Here is a 9,217-nt window from a genome sequence, read left to right on the forward strand (position 1 = left end):
ACTCCTGGCCCGCGACGACCGGCAGGACGGCGACCGCGGCCTGCGCCGGCAGGCTCCGCTCGGCGGCCGTGACGCTCTGGCCGCCGCGGGTGACCACGACGACACCGCCGGTCTCGGCCCGGTCGCCCCACGCCGAGACGGCGCGGGAGACGTCGAGGACGGCCTCGGCCGGGTCCGCGTCGGGCCCTTCCGCGTCCAGCGCGGACAGCACGACCACGGTCAGCGGCCCGTCGCCGGGCACCTGAGCGGTGTCGGGCGCGTCCGTCGGCCGTACGGTGACGGCCTCGGCGCCCGTCCCGCGCAGCCGCTCGGCCAGCGCGTCGCCGACCCCGGAGGCGTCGGCGTACAGCAGGAACCGGCCGGTGGCCGTACCCGTGCCGACGTTCCCGTCCGGGCTCCACACCCGGCTCATGACCTGTACGTGCTCCTCCGTGCCGGAGGCGGTGCCGGTACCGGTGTCTGCGGACTCCGGTGTCGCGGAGGGGAGTTCGGGCTTGGCGGCGGCGGGCGCGTCGATCCAGTAGCGGGAGCGCTGGAAGGGGTATCCGGGCAGCTTCGTGCGCAGGACGTCACGGCCGTGCTGGTAGCCGGACCAGTCGATGTCGACGCCGGTCAGCCACAGGCGGCCCACGGCCTCGGTGAGGACCGTGCCGGCCTCGCGCGGGTCGTCGTCGCCGGGCAGCGCGGGGACCAGCAGGTCCGCGTGCCCTTCGGCGAGGGCGGGGTGGGCGCCGAGGGCGCCGTCGCCGATCTCCAGCAGGGCGTGGTTCCCGGACTCCAGCAGCGCGCCGAGCGCGGTGCCGGGGTCGGCGGGCGGTCCCGTGAGGGTCGCGGTCCAGTGCGCGGGGTCGGCGGCCTCGGCCGCCGTCAGCCGGCCGCCGGTCGCGGCGGAGTACAGGACGGTTCCGGGCTCGCCCAAGGTGAGGTGCCCCGCGGCCCAGTCGGTCAGCGGCTGTCCCTCGGTCTCCGTGCGGTGGTGCAGCAGCGCGAAGGCGTCCTTGAGGGAGAAGACCCCGGCCAGGCACCCGGCGACGTACTCGCCGACGCCCTGCCCGAGGAGGGCGTCCGGCGCGATGCCCCAGGAGCGCAGGAGCGTGCCGAGCGCGTATCCGAAGGCGAAGGCGCGGTGCCCGTGCTGGTCGTGGCCGCTGGTGCGGTCGGGGGAGAGCAGTCCGGCCAGCGGCGCGCCGCCGACGGCCTGGGCCGCGGCGCGGCACTCGTCCAGCGCGGTGCGGAACGCCGGTTCCGCGTCATAGAGTTCGGCCGCCGCGGCGGGGTACGGCTCCGCGGCGCCGGTCAGCAGGAGGGCGACCGGCCGGGAGGCGGCGCCGTCGGCGCGGCCGAGGGCGGACCCGGCGCGCAGCTCGCGCGCCGCGCCGCTCAGCGAGTCGGCGACCAGGGCGCGCCGGTGGCTGAAGAGCCGGCGGCCGCTCTGGAGGGTGTAGGCGACGTCGGAGACGCCCGCGCCGACCGTGGTGTCCGCGTCGTCCATGGTGTCCAGGTGGGCGGCGAGGTTGGCGGTGGCCTCGTCGGCGGCGGCCTCGGTGCGGGCGGACCACACCAGCAGTTCGCTGCGGCGGCCCGAGCCGGTGCTGCGGGCGGCGACCGGCGGGGCCTCCTCCAGGATCACGTGGGCGTTGGTGCCGCCGATGCCGAAGGCGCTGACCCCGGCGCGGCGCGGACGGTCGCCGCGCGGCCACGGGTGCCGCTCGGTGAGGACCGTCAACCGCGCGTCGCCGGACTCCAGTTGGGGATTGGGCGCGGTGTAGTTGCGGGTCGCGGGGATCTCGCCGTGGTGCAGCGACAGGGCGGTCTTGATCAGACCGGTCACACCGGCCGCGCGGTCCAGGTGGCCGAGGTTGGTCTTGACCGAGCCGATCATGACCTCCTTGCCGTCGAACACCTGCTGGAGCGCGGCGAGTTCGGCGGCGTCGCCGAGCGCGGTGCCGGTGCCGTGCGCCTCGATGTAGTCGATGTCCTCGGGCTCAAGACCGGTGGCGGCGAGCGCCTCGGCGATCACCTCGGCCTGCCCGCTGACACCCGGCGCGGTGAAGCCGACCTTGCGGCCCGCGTCGTTGTTGACGGCCCAGCCGCGGATCACCGCGTACACCTGGTCGCCGTCGGCGAGCGCGTCGACCAGACGGCGCAGCGCGACCACGCCGACCCCGTTGCCGACCAGGCTGCCCCGGCCGGAGGCGTCGAAGGCGCGGCACTCGCCGTCGGGCGAGCTGATGCCGCCCGGCTGGTAGAGGTAGCCGGTGTCGTCGGGGACCGCGATGGCCGCGCCGCCCGCGAGCGCCAGGTCGCACTCGAAGCCGGCCAGACTGGTGGCCGCGGCGCAGACCGCGACCAGGGACGTCGAGCAGTAGCTCTGGATGCCGTACGCGGGCCCGGAAAGACCCAGCGTGTGGGCGACGCGCAGGGTCAGCGAGTCCTTGTCGTTGGCCAGGCCCACGGTCAGCTCGCCGACGCTGCGGCCGATCCCGGACGGGGCGACGTTACGCGTCAGGTAGGTGCTGATCGCGCAGCCCGCGAAGACACCGATCGAGCCGTCGAAGCTCGCCGGGTCGCAGCCCGCGTCCTCCAGCGCGTGCCAACTGTGCTCCAGGAAGAGCCGGTGCTGCGGGTCGAGGATCTGCGCCTCCTTCGGGTTGATCCCGAAGAAGTCGGCGTCGAAGCGGTCGATCCCGTCGATCACCGCGCCCGCCTTCACATACGCGGGGTCGTCGATCAGCTCGTCGGGCACGCCCGCGGCGCGCAGTTGGTCGTCGGTGAAGCGGGTGATGCCCGAGCGGCCGTCGCGGAGCGCCGACCACAGCTCCGTGGCATCGGTGGCGCCGGGGAAACGCCCGGCGAGGCCGACGATGGCGATGTCCATCGGTGACACCTCGGTGGGTATGCGCGGCATGGATCCGTCCTCCTAGTTCCGGGTGATGGAAGGCTGGGCACCGCGGGCGCGGCGCCGTCTCTCGCCCCGGGCGAGGCCGGAGTCGCGTGCTGTGGTGGTGGCGGTCCCGGCGGGACCGCCGTCGAGCGCCGCCGCGAAGGCGGCGACGGTCGGGTGCTCGAACAGGACGGCCGGGGCGATCCTGCGGTCGAGCCGCTTCTCGATGTCGGCGACCATGGACATCCCGACCAGGGAGTTGCCGCCCAGGTCGAAGAACGGGTCGTGGACGCCGATGCCGTCGATGCCGAGGTGCCGGCCCCAGCTGTCGGCGATGACCGTCTCCAACTCGGTGCGCGGGGGCGCGTATTCGGTACGCAGCAACGGCCGGGGGAAGCGCGGCCGGTCACTGTCGGCGGGGGCGCCGGCCGCGACGAGCGCGTCCAGGTCGGTCAGCGCCGCCCACTCGCGCAACCCCTCGGCCATCGGCATCCGCACCGCCAGCAGGGAGCCGCGCGCGGCGCCCGCCAGCCTGCCCAGCAGCGCGTTGCCGCCGGACTCGGAGAAGCCGTAGCGGGCGCGGTGCTCGCGGACCCGGTCGGCCAGCGCGCCGCCGGACGCCTCGGCCTGCCAGTCGTCGTGCTGCCACGGGCCCCAGGCCACGCTCAGCACCTTGGTGGTGGCCGCGGCGGCGTCGGCCAGCGCCGCGCCGTACGCGTCCAGGACGGTGTTGGCGGCGCTGTAGTCGCCCTCGCCCAGGCCGCCGAAGACGCTGACCGCCGAGGAGTACAGGACCAGCAGCTCCGGCCGGTCGGCCTCCGGGGAGCCGGGGCCGACGAGTTCGGCGAGCGGGCCCATGGCGAGCACCTTCGGCGCGAGCACCGTGCGGGCCGTGCCGGGCGTGAGGCGTACGGCCATGCCGCCCGCCGGAACACCCGCCGCGTGCAGGACGCCGGTCAGCGTTCCGAACCGCTCCCGGCAGTCGCGCAGCGCGCGCCGCAGGTCCTCCGGCACGCCGACGTCGGCGGTGAGCAGCAGCACCTCGGCGCCGGACGCCTCCAACGCGGCGATGTCGCGCAGGCTTTGGGCGGCCCGCCCCTCGGGCTCTGCGGCAGCCGCGGCGTTCAGGTCGGTCCTGCCGACCAGGGCCAGGCGCCGCGCCCCGGAGCGTACGAGTTCCCGTGCGAGCCCGAGGCCGAGACCGCGGGTGCCGCCGGTGACCAGATACGCGCCGTCGGGGCGTACGGGGAAGCCGGTCGCGCCGTCGGCCGCGGGGAGCGGCACCAGGCGCCAGTCCTTGAGCAGGCGGCGTCCCGCGCGCCAGGCGATCAGCGCGGGGGTGGCGGCCGGGTCGTCGTGCCGCCAGGGGCGGTGGCCGATCTCCTCCGCGAGGTGGGAGGCGGAGTGCTCGGCGGGCGCCGACGGGTCCAGGTCGACACCGCGCCAGGCCGTACCGGGCTGCTCGGCGTGGGCGATCCGCGCGAAGCCGTGGGCCAGCGCCCGGTCGGGCGCCGTGCAGTCGCCGCCGTGCACCTGGGCGGCGCCCGCGGTCACGGTCAGCAGCCTCACACCGCGTTCTGCCGCCGCCGAGGCGAGCGACTGGACGGTCAGCAGCAGGCTGTCGAAGCCCAGCCGGACCGCCCTGACCAGCTCGGCGTCGTCGGCGAACAGCGGGGTACGGGCCGGGTCGCGCAGGCTCCACAGGTGGGCGACGCGCAGCGGTCCCGCGGTCCCTGCCAGCGCTTCGGCGACGACCCTGCGGTAGTGCTCGGGGTCGGCCGGGTCGATGACGACCCGCCGTCCGTCGCGCCGCCAGGCGCCGCCGGGCACGACCTCGGTGACGGGTGCGCCGCAGGCCGCGGCCAGCTCGGCGAGCCGGGTCCCGACACCGTCGGCGTCGGCGAACACCACCAGGGGCGCGGCCGGTTCCGCGGCGGTCGGCGCGGGCAGGGTGACGTCCTGCTGCCAGGCGGGGGCGTAGCAGAAGTCGTCGGGCTGGACGGCGCCGCTCGTGGAACCGGTGCCGGTCGCGGCCGTGCCCGTACCTGTGCCTGTGCCCGTGCGCGGCCAGTAGCGGGTCCGCTGGAAGGGGTAGGCGGGCAGTTCCGCGAGGGCGCCGGGGCGCCCGCCGCGCAGTGACGTCCAGTCGAGGTCGGCGCCCAGTTCCCAGAGCCGGCCGAAGGTCTCCAGCAGCCGGGAGCGGCCGTCGACGGGGCCTCCCGCCGCCCACTGCGCGGGGACGGTGCCGAGCACGGTGGGGTTGGCGCCGCTGCGGTCGTTCTGTCGGAGCAGGCCGCCCAGGGTCTGGCCGGGGCCCAGCTCCACATAGCCGTCCACACCCAGGTCCGCGCACGTCCCCAGACCGTCGGCGAACCGCACCGGGCTGGTCAGGTGGTCGGCCCAGTAGCCGGGGTCGGTGGCCTGCTCGGCGGTCAGCGGCGCACCGGTGACGTTGGAGACGACCGGGACCCGCGGCTCGCGCCGGGGCACCGCGGCCACGGCCTTGGCCAACTCCGCGCGGGCCGGGGCGAGCAGCCCTGAGTGGAAGGGGTGCGCGGAGCGCAACTGCCGTGCGGCCAGGCCCTGTTCGGCCAGATGCGCGGCGGCGGCGGCCACGGCGTCGGGCGCTCCGCTGACCACCGTCATGGCCGGGCCGTTGACGGCGGCGATGTCCACCGCCGCGCCGCACGCGGCCAGTTCGGCGCGCACCCGGTCGGCGTCGGCGGCGACCGCCAGCATCCGGCCCGCGGGCGCGGCCTCGATCAGCCGGGCGCGCCGCGCCACCAGCCACAGGGCGTCGGGCAGTTCGAAGACACCGGCCAGCGTCGCGGCCACGTACTCGCCGAGGCTGTAGCCGATCAGCAGGTCGGGCGTGACGCCGTGCGCGGCCAGCAGCCGGGCCAGCGCGTACTCGACGGTGAACAGCGACAGGTGCGCGATCTCCGCGTGGCTGTCCGGGTCGTCCGCCAGATCAGGCCCGCTGCCGGGCCTGGCCAGAAAGCCCGCCCCCGCGTCGGCCGGCGCCTGCGCGGGCTCACCGAGCAGCGTGTCCCGCAGGTCGATGCCGCAGCGCTCCTCGGCGACGGCCAGGCACGTCTCGACGGCCTCGGCGAACGCCGGTTCCGTACGGTGCAGATCGCGCGCCATGCCCCGGTAGTGGTCGCCCGTGCCCGGCAGCAGATACGCCAGCTTGGGGCGGCCCTTGACCGTACGGACCCCGGTGGCCCGCGCCGCGGTCGCCAGCGCAGCGGTCGCGTCCTCGGTGTCGGCGGCCACCACCGCGCGCCTGAACTCCAGTGCCGCACGGCCGCTTTGCAGTGTGTACGCCAGGTCGTCGAGGCCGGTGCGTCCGGCGACCGCGGCCAGCGCGTCCAGCCGCGCGGCCAGCGCGCCGTCGTCGGCGGCGGAGACGGGCAGCAGTTCGGCCCTGCCGGGCGCCGGGGCGGCTTCGGCGCAATCTTCGGCGGTCTCGTCGGTCGAGGCGCCTCCCGTGGTGTCGAGAGCGGCGCGGACCGGGCCGCCGCCCGTCGCCGAACCGGTCTCGGCCGCCGCGGGCGACGGGGCCGCCAGGACGACATGGGCGTTGGTGCCGCACCAGCCGAAGGAGCTGACGCCCACGAGCTGCGGCGACGCCTCGTCGGCGGGGAGTGGGCGGGACTCGGAGGCGGGGCGGACGGCGCCCGCGGCGACGGCGGTCTCCGAGGGCTCGGTCATGTTCAGATTCGGCGGCACCGTGCGGTGCTTGACGGCGAGGACGGCCTTGATGAGACCGGCCATCCCGGCCGCGGCCTGGGTGTGGCCGATGTTGGTCTTCACCGCGCCCACGTGCAGCGGCCGTTCCTCGCTGCGACGCCCGAACACATCGGTGAGCGCGCCCAGTTCGATGGCGTCGCCGAGCTTGGTGCCGGAGCCGTGCGCCTCGACGTACGCGATGTCGTCGGGGGTCGCCCCGGCCGCGGACACCGCGCGGCGGATGACGTCGGCCTGGGCGCTGCGGCTGGGCGCGGTCAGGCCGTTGCTGCGGCCGTCCTGGTTGACGGCCGTGCCGCGGATGACCGCGTGCACCCGGTGGCCGCGCCGTACCGCGTCGGAGAGCCGCTCCAGGACGACCACCCCGGCGCCCTCGCCCAGCACATAGCCGTCGGCGCGGGCGTCGAAGGTCTTGCACAGGCCGTCGGGGGACAGCATCGAGGTGGAGCAGGCGTTGACGTACATGTCGGTGTGCATCAGGAGGAAGGCGCCGCCCGCCACCGCGAGGTCGCACTCGCCGCGGCGCAGCGCCGTACCGGCGAGGTGGACGGCCACCAGCGAGGACGAGCAGGCCGTGTCCAGGGTGAGCGCGGGGCCGCGCAGGTCGTAGTGGTAGGCGAGCCGGCCCGCGACGACGCTGGCGGAACCGCCCTGGCCGCCGTACGGGTCGTGCAGCACGCCCAGACCTTCCTCGGCCTGCTCCAGGCGCAGGTACTGGAGGACGTCGGAGAAGCCGATCATCACCCCGGTACGGCTGCCCGCCAGGCTCGGCGGCGGCGTACCGGAGTCCTCCAGCGCCTCCCAGGTCAGCTCCATGAGCAGCCGCTGCTGCGGGTCCATCCGCAGCGCCTCCTGCGGGGAGCTGCCGAAGAACCGGGCGTCCCAGCCCGCCACGTCGTCGAGGAAGGCGCCGCGGGTGGTGTAGACCCCGTCGTTCTCGACGTGCGGGGCGAGGTCGAACCGGCCGCCCGGCACCTCGTCGAGGACCGCGGACCTGCCCTGGTCGAGCAGGTCCCAGTAGGCGTCGACGGAACCGGCGCCGGGGAAGCGGCACGACATGCCGACGACCGCGATCGGCTCGTGCGTCTGCGCCTGGGCCTCGGCCAGCTTGCGCCTGGCGTCGCCCAGGTCGACCGTGGCCTTCTTCAGGTATTCGCGGAGTCTGTCCTCGCCTGCCATCTTCCTGCCCTCTGCCGATTCGTGGTGTGGTGACGGACTGCCCGGTGCCGGGAGCCGGTGGTGCCGGTGATGTGCGCCGGCGATGTGCCGGGGGAGTGCCGGTGGGAGTGCCGGGGAGTCGCTGTACTTCGGTGGCCGGGCCGTGCGCCCGGCGCGGGGTTACGCCTGGGCGTCGATGAAGGCGAAGATCTCCTCGTCGGAGGCTTCGTCGAGCACCGCGGTGGGGGAGTCCACCGGGACTCCGAGCCGGTTGAGGGCGTCCTGTAGCGCCACGACCATGCGGTCCCGCAGCGCGGGTGCGGACGAGCTGAGTTCGCCGGTGATCCGGGCGAGGGCTTCTTCCATGGTGGTCACGTCATCCTTCGGGGCCGGGACCAGCGCGATGGCCAGGTGCTCCGCCAGGGCGCCGATGGTCGGGTGATCGAAGACGAGCGTCGGGGCCAGGTCGAGACCGGAGTCCGTCTGGAGCCGATTGCGCAGTTCGACCGCCGTCAGCGAGTCGAATCCGAGGTCGATGAAGGGCAGGTCGGGGTCGAGCGCTTCGGGCGCTCCGTGGGCCAGTACCGCGGCCACGTGGTGGCGTACGGCGGTGTCGACCGCGGACTTCGCGGCGTCACCGGTGAGTCCTTCGAGCTTCTTGGCCAGGCCGCCCGCGGCGCTGGCGCCGGACTGCCGGGCGCCGCCGCCTTCCGCGGTCCGCCGTCCCGCGCGAACCAGGCCGCGCAGGATCTGCGGAATCCGCTCGCCGCTGTCCTGCGCGCCGCGCAGGCCGCTCAGGCTCCAGCGGGAGGCCACGACCGCGGCCTCCACGTCGGGGTCGGTCAGCACGGTGTCCAGCAGCCCGAGGCCCTGCCGCTCGTCGAGCGGGGCGACCCCGATCCTGGCCAGCCGCGCCTCGTCGGCCGCGGTCAGCGTCGAGCCCATGCCCGCCGTCGACCACAGGCCCCAGGCCACGGAGACCGCGGGCAGCCCCGCCGCCCGGCGGTGGACGGCCAGCGCGTCCAGGAAGGTGTTGGCGGCTCCGTACGTGGTCTGCCCGGCGTTGCCGAGCACGCCCGCGACGGAGGAGAACAGGACGAAGGCGGCCAGCGGCAGGTCCGCGGTCAGCTCGTGCAGCAGCCAGGCCGCGTCCGCCTTGGGCCGCAGCACGTCCGCCAGGCGCTGCGGCGACTGGCCGGCGAGCAGCCCGTCGTCCAGGACACCGGCCGCGTGCAGCACACCGGTCAGCGGGTGCTCCGGCGGCACCGAGGCCAGCAGCGCGGTCAGCTCGCCGCGGTCGGCGGCGTCGCACGCCTCGATCCGTACGGTGGCGCCGGGCCCGGCGGACCCGGCCAGCTCCTCGGCCAGCTCCCGCGCCCCGGGGGCCGCGAGACCGCGCCGCGAGGTCAGCAACAGGTGCCGTAC

General features: G+C 75.6%; 3 protein-coding genes. All 3 read right to left on the reverse strand.

Annotation, left to right across the window (positions count from 1 at the left end; genetic code table 11):
- A partial coding sequence (locus tag BGM09_RS32875) for a type I polyketide synthase (protein WP_188285395.1) occupies nt 1–2,908 on the reverse strand: 2,908 nt, incomplete at its 3' end.
- A gap of 12 nt (nt 2,909–2,920) precedes the next feature.
- A complete protein-coding gene (locus tag BGM09_RS32880) occupies nt 2,921–7,813 on the reverse strand; it encodes a type I polyketide synthase (RefSeq protein ID WP_188285396.1) in 4,893 nt (1,630 codons plus the stop codon).
- 159 nt (nt 7,814–7,972) lie between these two features.
- Nucleotides 7,973–9,217: type I polyketide synthase (locus BGM09_RS32885; protein ID WP_188285397.1), on the reverse strand; the 1,245-nt coding region annotated here is incomplete at its 5' end.

The sequence above is a fragment of the Streptomyces sp. CBMA29 genome, from assembly GCF_014596445.1.
Taxonomy (GTDB): domain Bacteria; phylum Actinomycetota; class Actinomycetes; order Streptomycetales; family Streptomycetaceae; genus Actinacidiphila.

Excerpts from the sequence above, each read along its gene's own strand:
- BGM09_RS32880 (WP_188285396.1), bottom strand. The coding sequence starts at position 7,813 with ATGGCAGGCGAGGACAGACTCCGCGAATACCTGAAGAAGGCCACGGTC.